We start from the raw sequence: 23863 nt of genomic DNA, 5'->3' as shown, positions 1-23863 counted from the left end.
CGTCGAATAACGGGGTGTAGTCGTTGTCGAAAGCGGCCTCGGCGCCGGAATCCGGGCCGGATTGCAGCTCGGATGCAGCCGGTCCGCCGGGGTTGGCCGGCCCCTCGCCCGCTGCGGCGAGCCGCGGCGATTCATCTTCGGCATCGAGGGAGCCGGGACGGTGCGACCAAGTGGCCGGCCACCTGGGCCGCGCCGCGGCGTCCCGCCCCGAAGCCGTGTGGCTTCGTTCTGGCTCGTCTTCTGACTCGTTCATTTCCGAGCCGTACGCGGGTCGCTTCGGGCGGTTTCGGCGCTGGCCGAAGCCGCCGCCGCCCAGGCCGGAGCGGCGCGGCTTGCGCTCGGCTCCTGCCTTGAACGCTGACGATGTTTCGTCGCCTTCGGTTTCGGCATCGATACCGGCACCTGCGCCGGCCTCGGCCTCGACGGATCGGGCCGCTCCGCTCGCGCGGTTGCCCGACTCGCCACCGCGGCCGGCTTCACCGCGAAGCGAAGCCGCCGCCTTGGCGTTGCTTTCGATCGCGCGCATCCGCGCGCGCAATTCATCGAGACGCGCACCGCTACGGCCGGGCGAGGGCTCATCGCCCTGCCCGGCCGTGCCGTCGGCGCCACCACCATGGCGCCGTCCGTCATCCCGATCGGAACTCATCTAACCGTGCCGGCGAGGATCAGTCCTCGACGGCCTCTTCGCGCGGTGCGTCGCTGGGGACGAACTTCTCGCGCAGTTGCGCTTCCAGGCGCGCGGCGACCTCGGGGTTTTCCTTGAGGTACTGGCGCGCGTTTTCCTTGCCCTGGCCGATGCGCTCATCGCCGCAGCTGTACCAGGCGCCGGACTTCTCGACCAGCTTGGCTTCCACGCCCATGTCGATCAGCTCGCCTTCGCGCGAAATGCCTTCGCCGTAGAGGATTTCCGTGACGACCTGCTTGAACGGCGGGGCAAGCTTGTTCTTGACGACCTTGATCTTGGTCTGGTTGCCGATGATCTCGTCGCCCTTCTTGATCGCGCCGATGCGACGGATGTCCAGGCGCACGGAGGCGTAGAACTTGAGCGCGTTGCCGCCGGTGGTCACTTCCGGGCTCTGGCCCGGCATCATCACGCCGATCTTCATGCGCAGCTGGTTGATGAAGACCACCAGGGTGCCGGAGCGCTTGATGTTGCCGGTCAGCTTGCGCAGCGCCTGGCTCATCAGACGGGCCTGCAGGCCGGGCAGCTGGTCGCCCATTTCGCCTTCGATTTCGGCCTTGGGGGTCAGCGCGGCGACCGAGTCGATGACCACGATATCGACCGCGGCCGAACGCACCAGCATGTCGGCGATTTCCAGCGCCTGCTCGCCGGTGTCGGGCTGCGACAGCAGCAGGTCATCGACGTTGACGCCGAGCTTGGCGGCGTAGATGGGATCGAGCGCGTGCTCGGCGTCGATGAAGGCCGCGGTGCCGCCCTTCTTCTGGCATTCGGCGATGGCCTGCAGGGTCAGCGTGGTCTTGCCGGAGGATTCCGGGCCGTAGATCTCGACCACGCGGCCCTTGGGCAGGCCGCCGATGCCCAGCGCGATGTCGAGCATCAGCGAGCCGGTGCCGATGACCTCGGCGACTTCGACCGCGCGGTCGCCCATGCGCATCACCGAGCCCTTGCCGAATTGCTTTTCGATCTGGCCCAGGGCGGCCGCAAGAGCGCGCTTTTTGTTCTCGTCCATCGCTGTATTCCTTAAGTCTGTCGTGGTGAGGGGAAGTTAGAGGACGCGCATCGCAGAGACTGAGACCGTCGCGCCTGGAACTAAATTATCGCCCGCCACCGTGGCGGTAAGCCGGGGCACGGCCTGGGCGGGGGTCGGATTTTTCCTCGAAATCGAGGCGGAAATCGACTCATCCAGGCCTTGCAATGCCGCTTGCGCGGCGTGTACGGGCGCGCAGGCGCGCACCGAGCCGTAACGATCGACGTTGGCCTTTGCGCGTCCCATGGTTCAGCGATTGGGCCGGACCAGGCCGCAGTACAGGCCTTCGATGGCGAAATCCTGATCGGGCTGGACCTCGATCGGCGCGTAATCGGGATTGCGCGGCAGAAGACGGATGCGGTCCTTGCCGATCTTGAGCAGCTTGACGGTGATTTCATCGTCGATGCGCGCGACCACGATCTGGCCCGAGCGCGCGTCGTGGGTGCGGTGCACGCCGATCAGGTCGCCGTCGAAGATGCCTTCGTCGCGCATCGAGTCGCCCTTGACCTTGAGCAGATAGTCCGGCGACGGGAAGAACATGTTGCGGTCGAGCAGCACGTAGTTGTCCGGCTCGACCCCGGCACCCGAGCCGATCGGCGAACCGGCGGCGACCCGGCCCAGTACCGGCAGGCGGATCGCCTCTTCGTCGTTGGCCGAGACCAGGCCGAGCTCGCGCTGGGCCTGCTGCGGCGGCTGCAGCACGCGGATGCCGCGGGCCCGGCCGGGGGTGCGTTCGATTGCGCCGGCCGCCTCGAGCGCGTCGAGGTGGTACTGCGCGGCGCGCACGCCCTTGAAGCCCAGGGCCTTGGCGATCTCGGTCTGGGACGGCGGGATACCCTCGGCGTCGATCCGTTCCGCGATCAGCGCGAGGATGGCTTGCTGGGTGTCGGTCAGATTCATGGTTAGTAGTATTACTACTAACGACCCGGGACGGCAAGACCGCTGAGGCGGAAATTTATTTGACATAGTCAATTAGTTATCCGAATCTGCGGCTCTGCCCCATCGAGACGCCGTCATGGCCACCGATATCGAAACCGCCGAAGTGGACGCCATCCGCGCCTTCAACCGGTTCTACACCCGGCGCATCGGCGTGCTGCACGAGGACTTGCTGGGCAGCCGCTTTCCGCTGACCCAGGCGCGGGTGTTGTTCGAACTGGCCCAACGCGAACCAGTCGCGGCGCGCGACATCGGCGACACGCTGGGCCTGGACCCGGGCTATCTGAGCAGGATCCTGCAGACCTTCGCCGACGCCGGCCTGGTCGAGAAAACCCGCTCCGAACTCGACGCGCGCAGCTTCGTGCTGACCCTGTCGGCCAAGGGCCGCGAGGCCTTCGCCCTGCTCGACCGCAGCTCGCACGAGGCCACCGCGGCGATGCTGGCGGCGTTGTCTCCGCTGGAGCGCGACCGCCTGCTGCGCGCGATCGGCGAAGCCGAGCTCGCGCTGTCGCCGCAGACGCTGCCGGCAGCGCAGCGGGTGCAAATCCGCACCCACCGGATCGGCGACATCGGCTGGGCGATCGAGCGGCACGGCCGGCTGTACGCGGACGAATACGGTTGGAACGGCGATTTCGAAGCGCTGGTGGCGGGCCTGTTCGCGCGCTTCGCCGCCGCGCACGATCCCGAGCGCGAGCGCTGCTGGATCGCCGAACTGGACGGCGAGCGCATCGGCTGCGTGTTCGTGGTGCGCAACGAGGACGATGCCGATACCGCGCAACTGCGCTGCCTGCTGGTCGATCCGCGCGCGCGCGGGCTCGGCGTCGGCCGCAGCCTGGTGCAAACCTGCATCGAATTCACTCGCGCGGCCGGCTACCGACGCATGCTGCTGTGGACCAACGATCTGTTGACCTCGGCGCGGCGGATTTACGAGGACTACGGCTTCAAGCTGATCGAGGAAGAGCGCCACCACAGCTTCGGCCACGATCTGGTCGGGCAGGTGTGGACGCGCGATTTGGATTGATCGCGGCGCGCGCTTTCCGGGCGCGCCGGATCACGCGGAAGGGCTCAGGCGACCAGCGCCTGCATGCCCATCAGGGCCGCGGCCACGGTCTGGCGGCGCACCGCCTCGCGATCGCCGTCGAAGTGGAAGACCTCCGCGCGCGGATAGCCGCCGCGGCGTTTCCAGGCGATCCAGACCGTGCCGAGCGGCTTGTCCTCGGTGCCGCCGCCGGGCCCGGCGATGCCGGTCACCGCGACGCCGATGGTCGCTCCGGTATTGGCCAGGGCGCCGGAGACCATTTCGATCACCGTCTCGCGGCTGACCGCGCCGAACTGCTCCAGCGTCTGCGGACGCACGCTGAGCAAGGCCTGTTTGGCCTCGTAGCTGTACGCGACCAGCCCGCACTCGAACCAGGCCGAGGAACCGGCGATATCGGTCAGGGTCTTGGCGATCCAGCCGCCGGTGCAGCTTTCGGCGGTGACCAGCATGTGGTGATTGAGGCGGGCGTCCTCGCCGATCTGCTGGGCGAGGCGCTGCAAGGCGATGTCGGAGGCGTCTGCGGTCATGGCGCCCACTATAACGGGCCAAGGCTGCACGGCTTTGCTGGGTGAGTGGATGCGCTTGCGAGCCGCAGGCTCGCGCATCCACGAACGCCAGGGCGGCCAGCCCTGGCCGGGTCGCCAATCGATCGGGAGCGAAGCCCGCCTGACTTCAGACGGCCGCGCCTGCCCCGAAAGATACGTCGCGATGAAGCCCTGGATCCCCGCCTTCGCGGGGATGACGGCCGGAGGGTTCGATCTCCCATCGCCCCTCTGACTTCAGACGGCCGCGTCTCAACTCGAAAGGTACGTCGCGATAAAGCCCTGGATCCCCGCCTTCGCGGGGATGACGGCCGGAGGGCTCGATCTCCCATCGCCCCTCTGACTTCAGACGGCCGACTCTCCACCCGAAAGGTACGTCGCGATAAAGCCCTGGATCCCCGCCTCCGCGGGGATGACGAGCGTGGACCTACGCCGCCCCTACCGCGCCCCACCCTCCCCACGATACTTCTCCAACAACGGCCGCAACGGCACCTGCCAGATGTTGTAAAGCGAATTATCCCAAGCAGCGATGCGCTTCAGATCGGCGCGGGTCTGCTCGCGAGTCCGCGGATACCCCGCCGGCACCGTGCGTTCGCTGCTGAAGTAAAGCGTCTTCAGATCCGGACTCAAGCGCGCTTCGGCATCCGAGTTCGGGCCGTTGACCACATCGCCCAGCCACTGCGGCGTGCCCCAGCCCGCGCCGCCGCGGAACACCACGAACAGATCCATCGACTTGCTGGCCGGCTCGCGCCGCGAGCCGAAGATCAGGAACGATTCGTCCGGCGCCACCGCCGGATCGACGTCGTTCTGCTCGCCGCCGCTGAACGGCAGCGGCTGCGGTTCCTCATACCGGCCATCGCGCATTTGGCTGCGGAACAGCTGGAAATTGCCGGTCTTGGCGTTGGGATGCATGAAGTACAGCGAGCCGTCGGCGGCGACGGCCGGGGCGTAGATCGAGGTGCTGCGATTGATCTGTTCCGGCAAACGCTCCGGCGCGCTCCAGTCTTTGCCAGTACGGCGCACTTGCCACAGCGCGCTGGCTTTGCCGGGCCAGGCCTTGCCGTTGTAGAAGCCGTCGCCGGGTTTGTCGCCCGCGCGCGCCGGCCGGTTGGACACGTAGACCATGTACGAGCCGTCGGGCGCCATCGCCGGTTCCATGTCGCTCCATTCGCCGGAGAAATCCGCGATGCGCGGTTCGCTCCAGCCATCGGCGATGCGGTGCGATTCCATGATCACCGCCGTGTCCGGTGCCTGCCGGCCGAAGTAGACGGTGTCGCCGTCGGGCGTGAACGCGGGCGCGGAGTCGTGGCCGGCGCCGGAGATCACCCCGGGCGAGAAAATCGTCGGCGCGGTTTGCGCCGGCGTGGTCGCGGCGGCGAAGGACGGCGACGACAAACCGGCGCACAGCGCCAACGCCGCCGACGCTTGCGCCAGCGGTTTGATCAAGGAAGTCATGCGGGAGTCCGATGCGTGGAAAGCGAACGTCGCGTCCGCGGGCGATACCGGTCCATGGCCCATGGTTCGCGGCTCACGCTAGGCGCGCGGACCGGCGCGGGCATGTGCCGCTAGTCATCGCCAGCGGCGGTTTGGCGCTTGCAGCGACGATCGCTGACAAGTGTCAGCCGGTGCGATGGCGGCGGGTGTGATGCGCGAGATCGACGCCTGAGCTTTCGCGTCGTCGCAAACGCCGTTCTTGAAACGGTGCGGCCGCGGCTTGTGCCGCTCCTGCAGTGCAACTGCAGGAGCGGCGGCTACGAACGGACTGACGAAACCCAACGAAAGATTCGCCTGCCCCGCTCCCGCCACGCCGCATGCGCAGCGGCGGGAGCATCGCCGGTCCCTCAGTACATCACCCGGAAGGTCATGCCATAAGTACGCGGCGCACCGAGGAAGGCATTCCACGAACCGGTCTGCAGCGGCGCGTCGAAGCCGACCTGCTTGTATTCCTCGTCGAACAGATTCATCGCCCAGGCCTCGATCATCCAGCGCCGGTTCTTGGCGCCGAAGCCCAGCCGCGCGTTGACCACGGTGTAGGCGTCCTGCGACTTCTCCGGGTCGAGATCGGAACCGGTGTTGTAGTCGGAGGCATACTTCGCGCCGATGTTGAAGCGGCCGATCAGGTCGGAAGAGAAATCCCACTGGTACGTCACCGACGCCGAGGCCGACCACAGCGGCGCGAAACTCGCACGCGCGCCGGGCAGCTTGGCCAGGTCGGCGTCGGGCAAGGGATCGTCGCCGTACTTGGTGTCGGCGTACATCACACCGCCCTGCAGCATCAGGCCCTTCAGGCCCGTCTGCCACAAGATTTCGGTGTCGATGCCTTGCGACACCACTTCCGGAATCGAACGCACCACGAAGCTGGTGCCCAGGAAGCTGTTGAGCTGGAAGTCGGTATAGGTCTGGTGGAACAAGGTCGCGTTGAGCAACAAGTTGCCGCCGGCCCAGGTGGTCTTGGCGCCCAACTCGTAGCTATCGACGAACTCGCCCGGGAACGAAGTGTCGTTGACCGGCGTAATGCCGGCGGTGCCCGCCGACAGGCCGTTGGAGGACTGCACGCGATCGAGGTTGAAACCGCCGGCCTTGTAGCCGCGCGCGGCCGAGGCGTAGCCCATCACGTGCTCGTTCCAGCGATACGCGGCCTTCACCGTGCCCGACCATTCCTTCTCGTCGCGCTCCTGATTGGTCACCCGGCCGTTGTGCAAGGTGTTGGCCCACGGCAAGCACATGAAGCCGACCACCTGCGGCACCAGCGCGCCGAGCGCGGCGACCGGCACGCCGCGCGCGGCCAGCGCCTGGCCGACCCGCGCCGGGTTCGACAACGCCGCGCCGCAGCCCAGGCCGCCGTTGGGATTGCTGTAGACCGAATCGAGTTCCTTGTTTTCCTTGGTGTAGCGCAGGCCCAGGGTGATATCGAGCTGATCGGTCGCGTGCCAGGTGTTGTTCGTAAACAACGCCACGCTCTTGCTGTTCTGCTGATAACGGTCGAGCGCGCCGAGGCCGCCGAAGCTGCTGCCGAACGGACGCCCCGCCGCCTGCGACAGGAAGGTCGCGGCGTTGGCGGTGTTGACCACGCCGGCCGGGAACCGCGCGGCGATCTGGCTCAGCACGGCGGTGGACAGATACGGCTCGTAGTGCGCGCCCAGGCTGTAGGAATCGTTGCGCTTGAGGTCTTCGTCGGCATAGAACAAGCCGACCATCCAGTCGAGCTTGTTGGTCGCGCCGGTCAGGCGGAATTCCTGGCTGAACTGCTTGAAGCCGGTGAACGATTCGTCCGGATCGGCGTCGCGGTAGATCATGTCGGCGGTGGTGAAATCGAAGTCCAGGCCGTTGATCGCCTGCCAATCGCGCGAGGCGGTGATCGAAGTCAGGGTGGCGCCGCCGAACCACGGCGTGATCCAGTTGACCTCGGCGGAAATGCCCTTGTCCTTGATGTCCTGCGTGGTCGGCCGGTTGCTCCAGGCGCGGCGCGCGAACGGATCGGCCACCGGCGCCACGCCGATGCCGCCGACCAGGCCGTTGATGATCGCCGAGGTCGGTCCGCGCACCGTGGTCAGGCCGACGCAGCAGTTTTCTTCGCGGCTGGTGAAATCCGCGATCAGGTTGATGTCGAGGTTCTCGGTCGGCTCCAACAGCAGCTGGCCGCGCAAGGTGTGGAAGTTCTGGTCGCCGTCCTCGCGCTCGCCGCGCGGGCCGCGGCCCACTTCGACATCGGTGAAGCCATCGCGCTTGCGCTTGGCGCCATAGATGCGGAAGGCTGCGTTCTCGCCGATCGTGGTGTTGAGCGAACCGGCCGCGCCCAGCGCGCCGTAGTTGCCGATGGTGAATTCGCCCTCCACCGTCGTGTCGTAGCTCGGGCGGCGGGTGATCACGTTGATCACGCCGGCCGAGGTGTTCTTGCCGAACACCGTGCCCTGCGGGCCCTTGAGCACTTCGATGCGCTCGATCTCGCCCAGGTCGCCGAAGCCCACGCCGTTGCGCGGGCGGTACACGCCGTCGATGACCACGCCGACCGAGGATTCCAGACCGGCGTTGTCGCCGACCGTGCCGATGCCGCGGATGCGCGCCACCGTCTGCACTTCGCTCTGGGTGCTGCTGACGGTCAGGCCCGGCACCAGCAGTTGCACGTCCTTGACGTCGCGCACGCCGGTGTCGCGCAGCAGCTGTTCGGGCAAGGCGGTGATCGAGATCGGCACGTCCTGCATCGCCTCCTCGCGCTTTTGCGCGGTGACGGTCAGACCGGCGAGCGTCTTGGCTTCCTCCTCCTGCGGCGGCGCGGCGGCCTGTTGCGCCTGCGCGTGCGCAGCGAATGCGGCCAGGCCGAATGCGATGGCCAAGGACAAGGACTTGCGACCCGGCGAGCGAGCGATCATCTGGTATTCCCCCTTGTGAAAACGTTTCGTCGAAAACGTGCTGACTTCGATGTCTGCGATGCGATGACGGTGATGCGGCCTGCCTGTGCCGGTTCCCATCCGGCACGCGCCACGCCAGGCGCCCAAGTCGCATACGCAATCCACGCGCGATGCGGCCTTGGTGTGCGAGGCGGGTATCGAATGTGCGTCCGGAAATTAGCATGACGACGGCACACGTCATGCGGCGTCGCAACACCTTTGTGTCGGCAAGTAATTGCGTCGGCGAATTCGGCGCGATAAACGAACGAACGTTCGGGTTTTAGCTGGATGGGTGAGCTTTGATCGGAGCAGCGCGAGTTCGCCTGTTCGTCTAAGCGACAGGATTTCTTCGTGGTGATCGCGAGCGCGCGACGGCAAGCCATTGGATCGCTCCGTCAGTCAAACCGCCTGAACGATAGAGCGACGTAGAGCCCCTCTCCTGCTTGCCACCCAAGGTGACTTCCTTCGGGTGCGGGAGAGGGGTTGAGGTGAGGGTGTGTGAGGAGTGGCGTAAATCCCTCCCGCAAGCGGGAGAGGGAGAAGACGCGGTTCGTCAGCGACTCTTTCAGCTCCCACTCAATCCCGAACCAACGTCGATTTCCCAAACAAACTTTCCACCAGATCGATCGCCACCAACGCCGTGCCGTTATCGCGATCCAGGATCGGATTGAGTTCCACGATGTCCAGCGACCCCACCCGTCCGCTCTCGGCGATCATCTCCATCGCCAACTGCGCCTCGCGGTAGTTGGGCCCGCCCGCGACCACGGTGCCGACGCCCGGCGCGATGCTGGGATCGAGGAAATCGACATCGAAGCTGACATGGATGTGGGTGTTGTCGTCCACGCCGTCCAGCGCCTGCTCCATCACCCTGCGAATGCCGATATCGCCGATCTTGCGCATGTCGTACACCGGCAAGCCGTGGCGTTTGATCAGTTGCTTCTCGCCGGCATCGACCGAGCGCGTACCGATCTGGCGCATCTCATCGACCTGCATCGCCGGCGCTTGCCCGCCCAGGTGGGTGAGTTCACGCGGCCCCAGTCCGATCAGGCAGGCCACCGGCATGCCGTGCATGTTGCCGGTCGGGGTGATGTCGTGGGTGTTGAAGTCGGCGTGCGCGTCCAGCCACAGCACGCGCAGTTTCTTGCCGTGTTCGCGGCAATGCCTAGCGACGGCGGTGATCGAACCCAGTCCCAGGCAGTGATCGCCGCCGAGCAGGATCGGCATGCGGCCGCCGCGCAGTTCGGCGCCGACCGCGTCCATCACGCTTTGATTCCAGGCCACCACTTCGTCGAGATGGCGATAGCCGTCGACCGGTTCGGTCCACGGATTGGGCGGGCCGTCCAGGTTGCCGCGGTCGGCCACGTCCAGGCCCAGCGCGCGCAACGATTCGCTCAGGCCGGCGATGCGCAGCGCTTCCGGGCCCAGGCGGGCGCCGCGATAGCCCGCGCCGATGTCGGTCGGTGCGCCGATCAGCGTGACCGAGGTTGGAGAGGGACTCATGTGTGTTCCTTGAAAGGCCGGGAATCGGGAATGGGGAATCGGGAATCCGATGTGGGCCAACCGGGCACCGGGATCGACAACAGCAATGCGCTCGCAAGTGCCTGCTTTTCGCCGTTCCCATTCCCGACTCCCTATTCCCGATTCCCGGCTTCTGCCTCACTTCTCCACGAACGCCCGCTCGATCACGTAGTCGCCGGGCTCGCGCGTGCGCGGCGACGGCTTGAAGCCGCGGCCTTCCAGCAGCATCGCGGTGTCTTCGAGCATCTGCGGGCTGCCGCACAACATCACCCGGTCTTCGATCGGGTTCAGCGCCGGCAGGCCCAGGGTCTGCGCCATCAAGCCGTCGGCGATCGCATCGGTGATGCGGCCCTGGTTGCGGAACGGCTCGCGGGTGACGCTGGGGTAGTAGATCAGGCGCTCGCGCACCAGATCGCCCAGGAACTCGTGCGCGGGCAGTTCTCGTTCGAGGAAATCCGCGTAGGCCAGGTCGCTGATGCGGCGCACGCCGTGCGCCAGCACCACGGTTTCGAAGCGCTCGTAGGTGAGCGGGTCGCGGATGATGCTCAGGAACGGCGCCAGCCCGGTGCCGGTGCCGAGCAGATACAGGCGCTTGCCGGGATTGAGATCGTTGAGCACCAGCGTGCCGGTGGGACGCCGGCTCACCAGCACTTCGTCGCCGCTGCTGATGTGGCGCAGCCGCGAGGTCAGCGGGCCGTCGGGCACCTTGATGCTGAAGAACTCCAGATGCTCTTCGTAGTGCGCGCTGGCGATCGAGTAGGCGCGCATCAGCGGCCTGCCGTCTACTTCCAGCCCGACCATCACGAAGTGTCCGCTGTCGAAGCGGAAGCCCGGATCGCGGGTGGTGCGAAAGCTGAACAAGCTGTCGTTCCAGTGTTTGACCTCGATGACGCGTTCGGTCGCCAACTGCATCGTCGTGACTCCTTGTTATGGACATATTCCGTACACGCAGTCCGCCGGGACGGTCGGTCACCGGGCGGACGCGCGATTGTCATTAATGGATGCCATCGCGGGTGGCGCGCGCCGCGGCTCGCGGACGAATGGCGGACCCATACCAGCACATTATCTTTGCCGCCGGGGAACGGATATTCCAAAGAATGATCCGCGTCACTGGATTATCGGGCCTGCTTCTTTGACTGCGGCTTGAGCTTGCCTTGAATATGGCGCCCAGAATAACCCGGGCGCCATCCGGCCCGCGGACCCGGCTGAAACAATACGGAAACGTATTATATAAGCCGCCCAACCCACATCACTGCGAGGGTCGCATGGACGATTCAACGGCTTGCTATGCGCCAAATAAATCAATGCCTTATGCCATAGTGACTACAGCCGCGCATGGCTTTGGCAATGGCGGTCGCAATATCGCCTTAAAAACTCCCTCCGGCGCGGATATTGATAATGGAGCGCGGCGATGAACCCATTATCGGATTCCCGCCCGGGGCTGCCTGAGGGTTCTCGTTCCGGATGTGACGCAGACGACGTTATCACCGCCCCCGCCATCGACCTCACCGCTTCGCCAAACCAAACCGCCACCGCGGTCACGCCGCCCCGGATAAACAAGTTCGAGTTTCTACGTTATCTCGCGCACCCGATATTATTGTCGTCGGTGGTTATCTATTCAGTAACCGCGATAACCCTGAAGTGGAATCTCGGCGCCGCCAGCATGGCCTATGTACTGGCCACGATCGTTTATCTGGCCGGGCTGGAACGGCTGATTCCCTATGAGCGCGCGTGGCTGCCGACCCGGCGCGAATGGGGCCTGTACGCGCTGTACTTCGTCCTGACCGTGATCGGCGGCGCGCTGGCCCAGGTGCCGGTGATGGCGGTGGTGTCGAAGGTCGCGCCGCTCCATCCGGCGCTGCCGCTGTGGGCCGAAATTCCGCTGGCGCTGCTGCTCAGTTCATTGGCGAGCTACGCGGTGCACCGCGCCGGCCACGACATCCCGCTGCTGTGGCGGCTGCACGGCGTGCATCACGTGCCGGACAAGGTCAACGTCGGCAACAACGGCGTCAACCACGTGTTCGACATCGTGCTGGCGCAGTTCTTCGTCCAGGTCAGCCTGTCGCTGATCGGCTTTTCCGAGCACGCGGTGTTCGCCGTCGGCGTCTTCATCATCGCCCAGGGCTATTTCGTCCACGCCAACATCGACGTGCGCCTGGGCTGGCTCAACCACCTGCTCGCCAGCCCCGAGCTGCACCGCATGCACCACAGCTGCGACAAGGCCGAGGCCGGGCATTTCGGCTCGGACCTGTCGATCTGGGATCGCTTGTTCGGCAGCTACACCTGGCGGCCCGAGCGCCGGCCGCGCGCCATCGGCCTGTTCGACCCGGGCTCGTTCCCGCGCAGCGGCGCGATCTTCTCGACCCTCATCCACCCGTTGCGGCCGCGCCGGAAAACACCGCGCGCGTAGCCGCCAACCGATCCGCTCTTCGCACCTCCCCAACCCTCTCGCGTCGGCAACGTAACAACCAAGGACTCGATCATGACGGACTCCAGCAAGAAGCCCACCTCCAGCGAGGCTCCGAGCAATGACGCCGCTTCGCAGGCCGCGGCCCATGGCGCAGGCCACCACGCCGCGCCGGCCGCGCTCGAAGACCGCATCGCCATCGTCGGCATCGGTTGCCGCCTGCCCGGCGGTGCGTCGGATCACCGCGCGTTCTGGCAGAACCTGATCGAAGGCAAGGACTGCCTGAGCGCGACGCCGCTCAACCGCTACGACGTGCGCACGCTCGGCAGCAGCGACAAGAGCAAGCCCGGCCGGTTAGTCGGTGGTCGCGGCGGGTATATCGACGGCTTCGACGAATTCGATCCGGCCTTCTTCGGAATCAGCCCGCGCGAAGCCGACTACATGGACCCGCAGCAGCGCAAGCTGCTGGAAGTGTCGTGGGAGGCGCTGGAAGACGGCGGCCTCCGGCCGGGCCAGCTCGCCGGCCAGGACATCGGCGTGTTCGTCGGCGCCTTCACGCTGGACTACAAGATCGTCCAGTTCGCCGACCTGAGCTTCGAGACGCTGGCCGCGCACACCGCCACCGGCACGATGATGACGATGGCGTCGAACCGCATCTCGTACTGCTTCGACTTCCGCGGCCCCAGCCTGTCGATCGACACCGCCTGCAGTTCTTCGCTGGTCGCCGTGCATCTGGCCTGCCACAGCCTGCGCCGGCGCGAAACCAGCCTGGCGCTGGCCGGCGGCACCCTGCTGCACATGACGCCGCAGTACACCATCGCCGAAACCAAGGGCGGGTTCCTGTCGCCGGAAGGCAAGTCGCGCACCTTCGACGCCGCCGCCAACGGCTACGTGCGCGCCGAGGGCGTGGGCATCGTCGCGCTCAAGCGCCTGGACGACGCGTTGCGCGACGGCGATCCGATCTATGCGGTGATCGTCGGTACCGGCGTCAACCAGGACGGCCACAGCAACGGCATCACCGTGCCCAATCCCGACGCGCAGGTCGCGCTGATCAAGCGCGTGTGCGAAGAGGCCGGGATCGAACCGGGCAGCCTGCAGTACATGGAAGCGCACGGCACCTCGACGCCGGTCGGCGATCCGATCGAAGCCAAGGCATTGGGCCGCGCGCTGGCGATCGGGCGCAAGCCCGGCGACAAGTGCTATGTCGGCTCGGTCAAGACCAACATCGGTCACACCGAAGCCGCCGCCGGCGTCGCCGGCCTGATCAAGACCGCGCTGGCGCTCAAGAACAAGCTCATTCCGCCGCACATCAACCTCAACACGATCAATCCCGACATCGATATCGCTTCGATGCCGTACGAGATTCCGACCCAGGTCACCGCCTGGCCCGAACACGAAGGCCCGGCGCGCGCCGGCGTCAATTCGTTCGGTTTCGGCGGCACCAACGCGCATGTGTTGCTGGAAGAAGCGCCGTTGCGTGAGACCACGCAGGTCGCGACGCAAACGCAGGACGCGCAGCCGGCCACCGCCAGCGGCGCCTACAACATCCTGCCGCTGACCGCGCGCGATGCGGCCGCGTTCCCCGAGTTGGTCGCCGGCATCCGCAAGGAACTGGCGCGCGGCGGCGACGACGCGATCTCGCTGCAGGACCTGGGTTATACCCTCGCCCACCGCCGCCAGCATCTGGATGCGCGCCTGTCCTTCGTCTACGACAGCCGCGAAGCGCTCGACGAGCGCCTGGCCGCGTTCGAGGCCGGCGAAGCGCATCCGCACATCATCGCCGACGAACGCCGCGGCACCGCGGCGCCGAAGCTGGCCTGGGTGTTCACCGGCATGGGCCCGCAGTGGTGGGCGATGGGCCGGCAGTTGTTCGACAACGATCCGATCTATCGCGAGGTGATCGAGCGATGCGATCGCGAACTGTCCAAGCACGTGGACTGGTCGTTGATCGATGAAATGAACGCCGCCGAAGCCGATTCGCAGATGAGCGACACCTGGCTGGCGCAGCCGGCGAACTTCGCCGTGCAGATCGCGCTGGCGGCGATGTGGCGCGCCAAGGGCATCGTGCCCGACGCCATCGTCGGCCACAGCACCGGCGAGGTCGCCGCGTTCTACGCCGCCGGCGTCTACACCCTGGAACAAGCGGTGAAAGTGGTCGTACACCGCAGCCGCCTGCAGCAGAAACTGGTCGACACCGGCAGCATGCTCGCGGTCAGCCTGACCGAAGCCGAAGCGCTCAAGCGGGTGAAGCCGTACGGCGATCGCGTGTCGGTGGCGGCGGTGAACAGCCCCACCGCGATCACCCTGGCCGGCGATCAGGACGCGCTGGCCGAACTGGCCGCCAAGCTGCAGGCCGAGCAGTTGTTCGCCAAGTTCCTGACCGTGCGCGTGCCGTACCACAGCGCCAAGATGGATCTGATCAAGGACGAACTGCTGCAATGCCTGGACGGGCTGGCGCCGCATCCGGCGCAGTTGCCGCTGTACATGACCGCCAAGCCGGGCATCGCCCAGGGCCATGAACTCGACGCCGGCTACTGGTGGGAGAACGTGCGCAACAGCGTCGGCTTCCGCGCCGCCATCGACCGGATGGCCGACGACGGTTTCGATCTGTTCCTGGAAATCGGCCCGCATCCGGTGCTGGGCCACTCGATCAACGAATGCTTCGCCGCGCGCGGCCTGAGCGCCAAGAGCGTTCCCTCGATCCGCCGCCAGGAAGACGAAGCCGCGCGCTTCGCCGCCTCGCTGGCGAGCTTGCACAACCTGGGTCTGGCGATCGACTGGAACGCGCTGCATCCGCGCGGCCGCCACGTCACCTTGCCGCGTTATCCGTTCAAGCGCGATCGCTACTGGGTCGAGCCGCGTCCGGTCGAACAGATCCGTCTGGGCCAGCTCGATCATCCGCTGCTGGGCCGACGCATGGCCAACGCCGAGCCGACCTGGGAAGCCAAGCTCGACGCCGAGCACCTCCCGTATCTGCAGGATCACCGCATCCAGGGCAACGTGTTGTTCCCGGCCGCGGGCTACATCGAAATGGCCGCGCAGGCGGTGCGCGCGATGACCGGCGGCGCCTCGGCGGCGATCGCCGACATCGAACTGCGCAAGGCCTTGTTCCTGCCCGACAGCGAAGCGGCCAGCGTGCAGTTGTCGTTCTCTTCCGACGGCGCCGGCTTCAACGTCTCGACCCTGAGCGCCGACGGCCAGGACCGCACCGTGCACGCCGCCGGCAGCGTCCGCGCCAGTCAGGGCCAGCGCCCCGGCCCGGCGCTGGACGCGCGCGCAGTGCGCGAACGCAGCCCGCTGTATCTGGCGCGTTCGGCCTGCTACGACGCGTTGGCGGCGATGGGTTATCACTACGGCCCGGCGTTCCAGGGCATCGAGGAAGTCTGGGTCGGCCACGGCGAAGCGCTGGCGCGGATCGTGCCGACCGAGCAACTGCAAGGCGGCGCGGCCGATCATCATTTCCATCCGGCCATGCTCGACGCCTGCTTCCAGGCGCTGCTGACACCGCAGATCCTCAAGCGCCAGAGCGGCGACGCCGACGACACCGGCATCCGCCTGCCGCTGTCGATCCAGGAAGTGCGCACCGACACCATCGGCGACCGCGCGTTGTGGGTGCATGCGCTGATCACCTTTGATGGCGGCGATGAACTGATCGGCGACATCCACGTCTACGACGAACACGGCGCCCCGCTCGGCCGCGTCGGCGGCTTCCGCGCGGCCAATGTCGAGAACGCCTCGGCCAAGGTCAGCCTGAGCACGATCGACAACTGGCTGGCCGACGTGCAGTGGATCGAGCAAAGCGCCGACGCCGCGGATTCGATTGATGCCGGCGAGACCGACGGCTGGCTGATCTTCGCCGACGAACAAGGCCTGGGCGACGAACTCGCCGCATTGGCCGTGCAACGCGGCGAACGCGTGCATCTGGTGCGTCCGGGCAAGCGCTACAAGCTGGAGAAGGATCTGCGCGAGTCTTCGGTCACGCCCGGCGCGAACAAGGATCTGCAGCGCCTGTTCGCCGATCTGAACAAGACCGGCAACGGCCGCTTCGGCGCGATCGTGCATCTGTGGAATCTGGATCAACCCGCGCTCGACGAAATCGACGCGCGCGCACTGCACAGCGGCAACAGCCGCGGCGCCTATTCGCTGATCGCGCTGAGCCAGGCGCTGGCGTCCTCGCATCCGCACGGCCGCCTGCACATCGTCACCCGCGGCACCCAGGCGGTCGCGCGCGGCGACGCGGTCGAGCCGCTGGGCGCGCCGGCCTGGGGCATCGGCCGGGTGCTGTGGTACCAGGAACTGGTCGGCCAGCGCGGCAAGCTGATCGATCTGCCCCTGGTCGCCGACAACGATCCGACCGTGCGCGTCGGCGAAGCGGCGCTGCTGCGCCGCGAGGTGTTGTCGATCGACGAAGACGAAATCGCCCTGCGCGACGGCAAGCGCTACACCAGCCGCCTGTTGCCGGCGGCGGAACTGACCAAGCCGCTGCCGCTGCGCTTGCGCAGCGATGGCGCTTACCTCGTCACCGGCGCGTTCGGCGCGCTGGGCCGCCTGCTCTGCCGCACCCTGGTCAAGCGCGGCGCGCGTAAGCTGATCTTGGTCGGCCGCAGCAAACTGCCGCCGCGCGCGCAGTGGCGCGATACCGAAGCCGACACCACCGTCGGCCGCAACGTGCGCTTCCTCAAGGAACTCGAACGCCTCGGCGCCGAGCCGATCCTGGCCCAGCTGGACATCACCGACGAAGGCGCGCTGCGCGGCTGGCTGGCCGATTACCGCCAGCGCGACCTGCCGCCGATCCGCGGCGCCTTCCATCTGGCCGGACAAGTGCGCGACACGCTGCTGGCGGAGATGGAACGCGAGACCTTCGACACCGTCTACGATCCGAAAGTCGTCGGCGGCTGGCTGCTGCACAAGTACCTGGCCGATCAGCCGCTGGAACATTTCGTGCTGTTCGCTTCGATCGCGTCCCTGGTCACCACCGCCGGCCAGAGCAACTACGCCGCCGGCAACGCCTTCCTCGACGCCCTCGCCCACCATCGCCGCGCGCAGGGACTGCCGGCGCTGGCGCTGGACTGGGGCCCGTGGGCGACCGGCATGATCGAAGAGCTCGGCCTGATCGACCATTACCGCAACAGCCGCGGCATGAGCTCGCTGTCGCCCGATGCCGGCATGGACGTGCTCGAACGCGTGATCGGCCAGGACCGCGCCCAGCTGCTGGTCGCGACCGTGGTCGATTGGCCGATCTTCCTGGCCTGGTACGCCTCGCCGCCGCCGCTGGTGGTCGAACTCGCCAAGCACGGCGCCGGCAGCGGCAACAACGAACACGGCAGCTTCGTGGAAGCCTTCCGCGACGCCGACGCCGACACGCGCTGGAGCCTGCTCAACGAACGTTTCCACGGCCTGATCGCGCAGGTCATGCGGATCAAGCACGAACAGATCGACACCGACGCCAGCCTCAACGCGCTCGGCCTGGATTCGCTGCTCGCGATGGAACTGCGCGCGCGCATCCACACCGAGCTGAAGGTCGCGCTGCCGGTGGTGACCTTGCTCAGCAGTTCCTCGATCGGCACGCTCGGCGAGCAACTGCATGCCGCGCTGATCGAACTGGTCGCGGCCGACGGCCAGGACGACGGTTCCTCGCAGTTCATCGCCCACACCGACGACACCCGTTATCCGCTGACCCAGAACCAGAATGCGTTGTGGTTCCTCAAGCAGCTCAATCCGGACGGCTTCGCGTACAACATCGGCGGCGCGGTGGAAGTGCGCGCCGAACTGGAACCGGAGCTGATGTTCGCGGCGGTGCGCGCGCTGATCGCGCGCCATCCCAGTCTGCGCGCCAACTTCATGCTCGACCAGGGCCAGGCGGTGCAGAAGATCTCCGCCGAAGGCAAGTACGACATCGCCCTGTTCGACGCCCAGGACAAGAGCTGGGACGAGATCTACCAGCAGATCATCCGCGAATACCGCAAACCCTACGACCTGGAACACGATGCGCTGGTGCGCTTTCGCTTGTTCAAGCGCGGCAAGGATCGCTGGGTGATCATGAAGGCCGTCCACCACATCATCTCCGACGCGATCTCTACCTTCACCTTCATCGAAGAACTGCTGGCGGTGTACGAAGGTCTGCGCCGCGGCGAGAAGGTCGAACTGGCGCCGGTGCGCTCCAAGTACCTGGACTTCCTCAACTGGCAGAACAAGTTCCTGGCCGGGCGCGACGCGGCCAAGATGCTCAGCTACTGGCGCGATCACCTGCCCGAGCAAGTGCCGATCCTGGCCCTGCCGACCGACAAGCCGCGTCCGATCGTGCAGACCCACAACGGCGCCTCGGAGTTCTTCACCCTCGACACCGAGCTCAGCGCGCGCATCCACAGCCTGGCGCGCGAGAACGGCGTGACCGTGTTCATGGTGCTGCTGAGCGCGTACTACATCCTGCTGCACCGCTACACCGGCCAGGACGACGTGATCGTCGGCAGCCCGGTGATGGGCCGCACCCAGGAAGAGTTCGCGCAGGTCTACGGCTACTTCGTCAATCCGCTGCCGCTACACGTGAATCTGGCAGCGCAGCCGAGCATCTCGGAAATCCTCGCCCAGGTGCAGCAGATCGTGCTCAACGGCCTGGACAATCAGGAGTATCCGTTCGTGCTGCTGGTCGAGAAGCTGGGCCTGCAGCACGATCCGAGCCGCTCGGCGGTGTTCCAGGCGATGTTCATCCTGCTCTCGCACAAAGTCGCCACGGAGAAGTACGGCTACCGCCTGGAGTACATCGAACTGCCGGAAGAAGAAGGCCAGTTCGATCTCACCTTGTCGGCCTACGAGGATGAAGCCGACCAGCGCTTCCACTGCGTGTTCAAGTACAACACCGACTTGTTCCACGCCCAGACCGTGCAGCGGTTGGCCGGTCACTACGTCAACCTGCTCGACGAGCTGACCCGCGCGCCGGCCGACAGTTCGATCGCGCAGTTGCAGTTGCTCGGCGCCGACGAACGCCGCACCGTGCTGGAACACTGGAGCGGCGCGGAGGAAACCGCCGAGGCCGCGCGCCCGGTGCATCAGCTGATCGCGCAGATCGCCAAGGCCAAGCCCGATAGCATCGCGGTGGCGGCGCCGAGCGAATCGGGCGACACCCGCCAGCTCAGCTACGGCGAACTGGAACGCCGCTCCAACCGCCTGGCGCGCAAGCTGCGCGAGCTGGGCGTGCGCGACGGCGCAGTGGTCGCTCTGTGTCTGGACAAGTCGCCGGAGCTCATCGTCACCCTGCTCGCCGTGCTCAAGGCCGGCGGCGCTTATCTGCCGCTGGACCCGGACTATCCCTCCGAGCGCCTGGCCTACATGGCCAGCCATGCCGGCGCGCAGTTCGCGGTGGTCGATGAGGAACGCCGCGAGCGGTTGGCCGGTTGGAACGGCGAGGTGCTCACGCCCGACGATCTGCACCTGATCGCCGACGCCGATACCGATGCCTCGCCGGTGGATTTCCCGGTCGAGCCGAATCACACCGCCTACGTGATCTACACCTCCGGCTCGACCGGCAAGCCCAAGGCGGTGCGCGTGACCCACAGCAACCTGGCCTCGGCCTACGCGGGCTGGGAGCGCGAGTACCGATTGGACGAAACCCGCGCGCACCTGCAGATGGCGAGCTTCTCCTTCGACGTGTTCGCCGGCGATCTGGTCCGCGCGCTGTGCTCGGGCAGCACCCTGGTGCTGATCACCCGCGAGCTGTTGTTCAACACCCAGCGCCTGTACCAGATCATGCTCGACCAGCGCGTCGATGCCGGCGAGTTCGTGCCGGCGGTGGTGCGCGGGGTGATGGACTACTGCGAGCGCGAAGGCAAGCGCCTGGACTTCATGCGTCTGCTGATCGTCGGCTCGGACGTGTGGAAGGTCGAGGAATACCGGCGCCTGCGCGCGCTGGCCGGCGCCAGGACGCGGGTGATCAATTCCTACGGCCTTAGCGAAGCGACCATCGACAGCACCTACTTCGAAGGCGATGCCGCCGATCTGGACGCCAGCCGCATGGTGCCGATCGGCCGCGCCTTCCCCAACAGCGCGCTGTATATCCTGGATGCGCAGCAACAGCCGGTGCCGGCCGGCGTGCCGGGCGAGTTGTGGATCGGCGGCGGCGGCGTCAGCGCCGGTTATGTCGGCGACGACGAGCAGACAGCGCAGCGTTTCCGTGAATTGCCGCTGGGCCGCGGCGGGCAGCCGCGGCGGGTGTATCGCAGCGGCGACCTGGCGCGCTGGAGCGCCGACGGCGAAGTGCAGTTGATCGGCCGCGCCGACAATCAGGTCAAGGTGCGCGGGCATCGCGTGGAGATCGGCGAAATCGAATCGCAGCTGGCGGCGTGGCCGGCGATCGGCCAGACCGTGCTCAGCGTGCGCGAAGACGCCAACGGCGAGACCGCGCTGTGCGCCTACTGCATCGCTGCGAACGAGGGCGAGAGTTTGAACTGGCGCGCGCTGCGCGAGCATCTGGCCGCGTACCTGCCGACCTTCATGATCCCGACCCACTACGTGCAGCTCGACGCGCTCCCGCTGTCGGCCAACGGCAAGGTCGATCTGGCCGCGCTGCCGGCGCCGGACGGCCACGACGCGCAGGCCGAGTTCGAAGCGCCGGTGACCTTGTACGAGGTGCGCATGGCCGAGCACTGGAAGCAGTTGCTGGGCCTGGATCAGGTCGGCCTGCAGCACGATTTCTTCGAAGTCGGCGGCAGCTCGATCAAGCTGATCGAACTGATTTACAACCTGCAGACCGAGTTCAACATCGCCATCGCGGTCAGCCAGTTGTTCAAGGTCACCACCTTGCACGGCATGGCCAAGACGGTCGAGGCGATCAGCCTGGGCCGGGTGGCCGGCGCCCAGCCCTACCTGCGCTTCAATCAGGGCCGCAGCCACGAACAGACGATCTTCTGCTTCCCGCCCGCCGGCGGCCACGGCCTGGTCTATCGCCAGCTGGCCGTGCACATGCCCGAGTACGAGTTCGTGTCGTTCAACTACATCCTCGGCGACGAAAAGATCGCCAGCTACGCCGACCTGATCGAAAGCATCCACGCGCCCGACGGCCACTGCACCCTGTTCGGCTATTCGCTCGGCGGCAACCTGGCCTTCGAAGTGGCGAAGGAACTCGAACGCCGCGGCCGCGAGGTGCCCAATGTGGTGATCATGGATTCCTATCGCATTCCGGAATCCTTCGAACTGGGCAACGAGCACTTCGAAGCCTTCGAACGCGAACTCACCGAACACCTGCGCAAGCACACCGGCTCGGAGATCGTCGCGCACGAGACCCTGGAGCAGGCCAAGGACTACATCCGCTTCTGCAGCCAGACCCCGAACATCGGCGTGATCGCTGCGCCGGTGAGCGTGATCTCCGACGAAGACAAGCTGGTGTTCTACGGCACCGGCCACCGCGGCACCTGGCATGGCAGCTCCACCACGCGCAGCCAGGTCTACAAGGGCTTCGGCAAGCACGCGGACATGCTCGACCACAACTACATCGCGCTCAACGCGGCCTTGGCGCGCGACATCCTGGTGGGAGGGCAGACCAATGCCGCCTGATGCCGTCGGGCCCGGGCCCGACTGGAGCGCGCGCGAGCGCGCCCCAGACGCCAGGCCGCGGGTGATCGTCATCGGCGCCGGCATGGCCGGCATGGCCACCGGCTGCTACGGGCAGATGAGCGGGCTGGACACGCGCATCTTCGAAAAGCACGTGCTGCCCGGTGGCTGCTGCACGGCGTGGTCGCGCAAGGGCTACATCTTCGATTACTGCATCGAATGGCTCAACGGCACCGCGCCGGGCAACAACGCCAATCAGGTCTGGCGCGAGCTGGGCGCGCTCGACGGCAAGACGGTCAAGAACTTCGAGCTGTTCAACAAGGTCGTCGATGAGCACGGCCGCGAGGTCAGGTTCTACAACGATCCCGACCGCCTGGAACAACACCTGCGCGAGGTCTCGCCGATCGACGCGCCGCTGATCAAGGCCTTCTGCGACGATCTGCGCCGTTTCACCAAACTCGCCATGCATCCGTTCCTGACCCCGCCGCCGCTGGAAACCTGGCGCGAGAAACTGGCCACGCTGCGCCAGGTGCTGCCGGCGTTCCGCCTGTTCTGGCGCACCGGCGCGGCGCAGATGGGCCCGTACGCCGACCGCTTCGCCGATCCGCTGCTGCGCCGCGGCTTTCGCAACATGTTCTTCCAAGACCCGCAGAACTTCGCGGTGCTGCCGTATCTGTACAACCTGGCCGAGGCGCACAACGACAACGTCGGCTTTCCGCAGGGCGGCTCGCTCGGCCTGTCGCGCTCGGTCGAAGAACGCTATCTCGGCCTGGGCGGGCATATCGCCTATCGAACCCGGGTGGACCGGGTGTTGATCGAAGACGGGCGCGCGGTCGGGGTCGAACTCAAGAACGGCGAGCGCCATTACGCCGACCATGTCGTCGCCGCCTGTGACGGCGTGTTCACTCTGCGCAATCTGCTCGACGGCAAGTACAGCAATCCGCGCCTGGACAAATTATTCAACGACGTACTGCACCGGCCGGGCGAACGCTATCCCGGCGTGGTCTCGGCCTTCGTCGGCTTCGAAGGCGATGTCCCCGCTGGCGAATCGCACAGCACCACGTATCTGCTCAGCAAGCCCGACGCCGCCCGCCTGCCCGGCGGCGACCAGGGCAGCATCGTGGTGCAACTGCGCTCGCGCTATTCCGACGGCTTCGCGCCGCCGGGCAAGTCGGTGATCCATTGCACCTACTTCAGCGATTACGACTACTGGAAGACGCTGCGCAGCAGCGACCGCAAGCAGTACTGGGCGAAGAAACGCGAAGTGGCGCAGTTCGTGCGCGAGTTCCTGGAGAGCAAATACCCCGGCATCGGCGAGCGCATCGAACTGGTCGATGTCGGCACACCGGCCACCACCGAGCGCTACACCGGCAATCACAAGGGCGCGATCCTGGCCTGGAAATCGCCCGACGCCGACGATCTGCTCGCCGAGCTGATCAAAAAAGACCGCATGCGTCTGCAGGGCCTGAGCGGTTTTTCGATGGCCGGGCACTGGATCAACGGCGGCAGCCTGATCAAGGCCGCCTCCAGCGGCCGCTTCGCCGCGCGCTATCTGTGCGAGGAACTCGGCGTGCCGTTCCGCGCCTGGGAAAGCGGCAACAACGAGCCGTGGCATCGCGACAAGCTCGGCCATCTGCCGCAACTGGACAAGGACCCGCCGCTGGAACGTCCGGCGCGGCCGCTGCGTCTGGTCGAAACCCCGCCGTTGTCCGCGCTCACGCCGGCAACGGCCGTCTGAGCCGCAAGGAGGCCGCACTCATGATCCCAAGCTTCGCCGACAT

Annotated in this window: 12 protein-coding genes; 5 read left to right on the top strand and 7 right to left on the bottom strand. The window is 66.6% G+C overall.

Annotated features, from left to right (window positions below):
* Positions 1–665 precede the first annotated feature (665 nt).
* Both recA and lexA read right to left on the bottom strand, forming a co-directional pair.
* Complete coding sequence (gene recA / locus AB4Y92_RS16710) at positions 666–1691, bottom strand: recombinase RecA (RefSeq protein ID WP_441820672.1); 1026 nt, start codon at positions 1689–1691, stop codon at positions 666–668.
* 267 nt (positions 1692–1958) lie between these two features.
* The gene (gene lexA, locus AB4Y92_RS16705; protein ID WP_057943460.1) at positions 1959–2609 is read right to left on the bottom strand and encodes a transcriptional repressor LexA; all 651 of its coding nucleotides are present in this window, start codon (positions 2607–2609) and stop codon (positions 1959–1961) included.
* Between the two features lie 115 nt (positions 2610–2724).
* Between lexA and AB4Y92_RS16700 the strand changes: the two genes are divergently transcribed.
* Positions 2725–3666: a bifunctional helix-turn-helix transcriptional regulator/GNAT family N-acetyltransferase gene (locus AB4Y92_RS16700; protein ID WP_441820671.1), complete on the top strand. Its 942-nt coding sequence runs from the start codon at positions 2725–2727 to the stop codon at positions 3664–3666.
* Positions 3667–3710: 44 nt separating this feature from the next.
* On the opposite strand, the gene AB4Y92_RS16695 is transcribed toward AB4Y92_RS16700, so the two are convergent.
* From AB4Y92_RS16695 to AB4Y92_RS16675, 5 genes are all read right to left on the bottom strand, one after another.
* Positions 3711–4211 (bottom strand): CinA family protein, encoded by a 501-nt coding sequence (locus tag AB4Y92_RS16695; RefSeq protein ID WP_441820670.1) that lies wholly within the window; start codon positions 4209–4211, stop codon positions 3711–3713.
* Between the two features lie 453 nt (positions 4212–4664).
* Complete coding sequence (locus AB4Y92_RS16690) at positions 4665–5681, bottom strand: TolB family protein (RefSeq protein WP_441820669.1); 1017 nt, start codon at positions 5679–5681, stop codon at positions 4665–4667.
* 386 nt (positions 5682–6067) lie between these two features.
* Positions 6068–8596 (bottom strand): TonB-dependent receptor, encoded by a 2529-nt coding sequence (locus tag AB4Y92_RS16685; protein WP_441820668.1) that lies wholly within the window; start codon positions 8594–8596, stop codon positions 6068–6070.
* A gap of 594 nt (positions 8597–9190) precedes the next feature.
* Positions 9191–10114 carry an arginase gene (rocF, locus tag AB4Y92_RS16680; RefSeq protein WP_441820667.1) on the bottom strand — a complete coding sequence of 308 codons (924 nt, stop codon included), beginning with the start codon at positions 10112–10114 and terminating at the stop codon, positions 9191–9193.
* A gap of 156 nt (positions 10115–10270) precedes the next feature.
* Entirely contained in the window at positions 10271–11044 is a 774-nt protein-coding gene (locus AB4Y92_RS16675; RefSeq protein ID WP_441820666.1) for a ferredoxin--NADP reductase, read from the bottom strand.
* A gap of 353 nt (positions 11045–11397) precedes the next feature.
* Here AB4Y92_RS16675 and AB4Y92_RS16670 point away from each other — a divergent pair, with 353 nt between their 5' ends.
* The 4 genes from AB4Y92_RS16670 to AB4Y92_RS16655 all read left to right on the top strand — a co-directional run bounded on the left by AB4Y92_RS16670 (position 11398) and on the right by AB4Y92_RS16655 (position 23820).
* A complete protein-coding gene (locus tag AB4Y92_RS16670) occupies positions 11398–11547 on the top strand; it encodes a hypothetical protein (protein ID WP_441820665.1) in 150 nt (49 codons plus the stop codon).
* 248 nt (positions 11548–11795) lie between these two features.
* Positions 11796–12542, top strand: a complete 747-nt coding sequence (locus AB4Y92_RS16665) for a sterol desaturase family protein (protein WP_441820664.1) — start codon at positions 11796–11798, stop codon at positions 12540–12542.
* Positions 12543–12614: 72 nt separating this feature from the next.
* Positions 12615–22085: an HSAF biosynthetic non-ribosomal peptide synthetase/polyketide synthase gene (locus tag AB4Y92_RS16660; protein WP_441820663.1), complete on the top strand. Its 9471-nt coding sequence runs from the start codon at positions 12615–12617 to the stop codon at positions 22083–22085.
* Complete coding sequence (locus tag AB4Y92_RS16655) at positions 22075–23820, top strand: phytoene desaturase family protein (RefSeq protein ID WP_441820662.1); 1746 nt, start codon at positions 22075–22077, stop codon at positions 23818–23820. Before AB4Y92_RS16660 ends, AB4Y92_RS16655 begins: the two co-directional genes overlap by 11 nt.
* Positions 23821–23863 lie beyond the last annotated feature (43 nt).

Source organism: Lysobacter sp. TAB13, assembly GCF_052113885.1.
Lineage (GTDB): Bacteria > Pseudomonadota > Gammaproteobacteria > Xanthomonadales > Xanthomonadaceae > Lysobacter > Lysobacter gummosus.
This window is presented reverse-complemented; position numbering and strand designations above follow the sequence as displayed.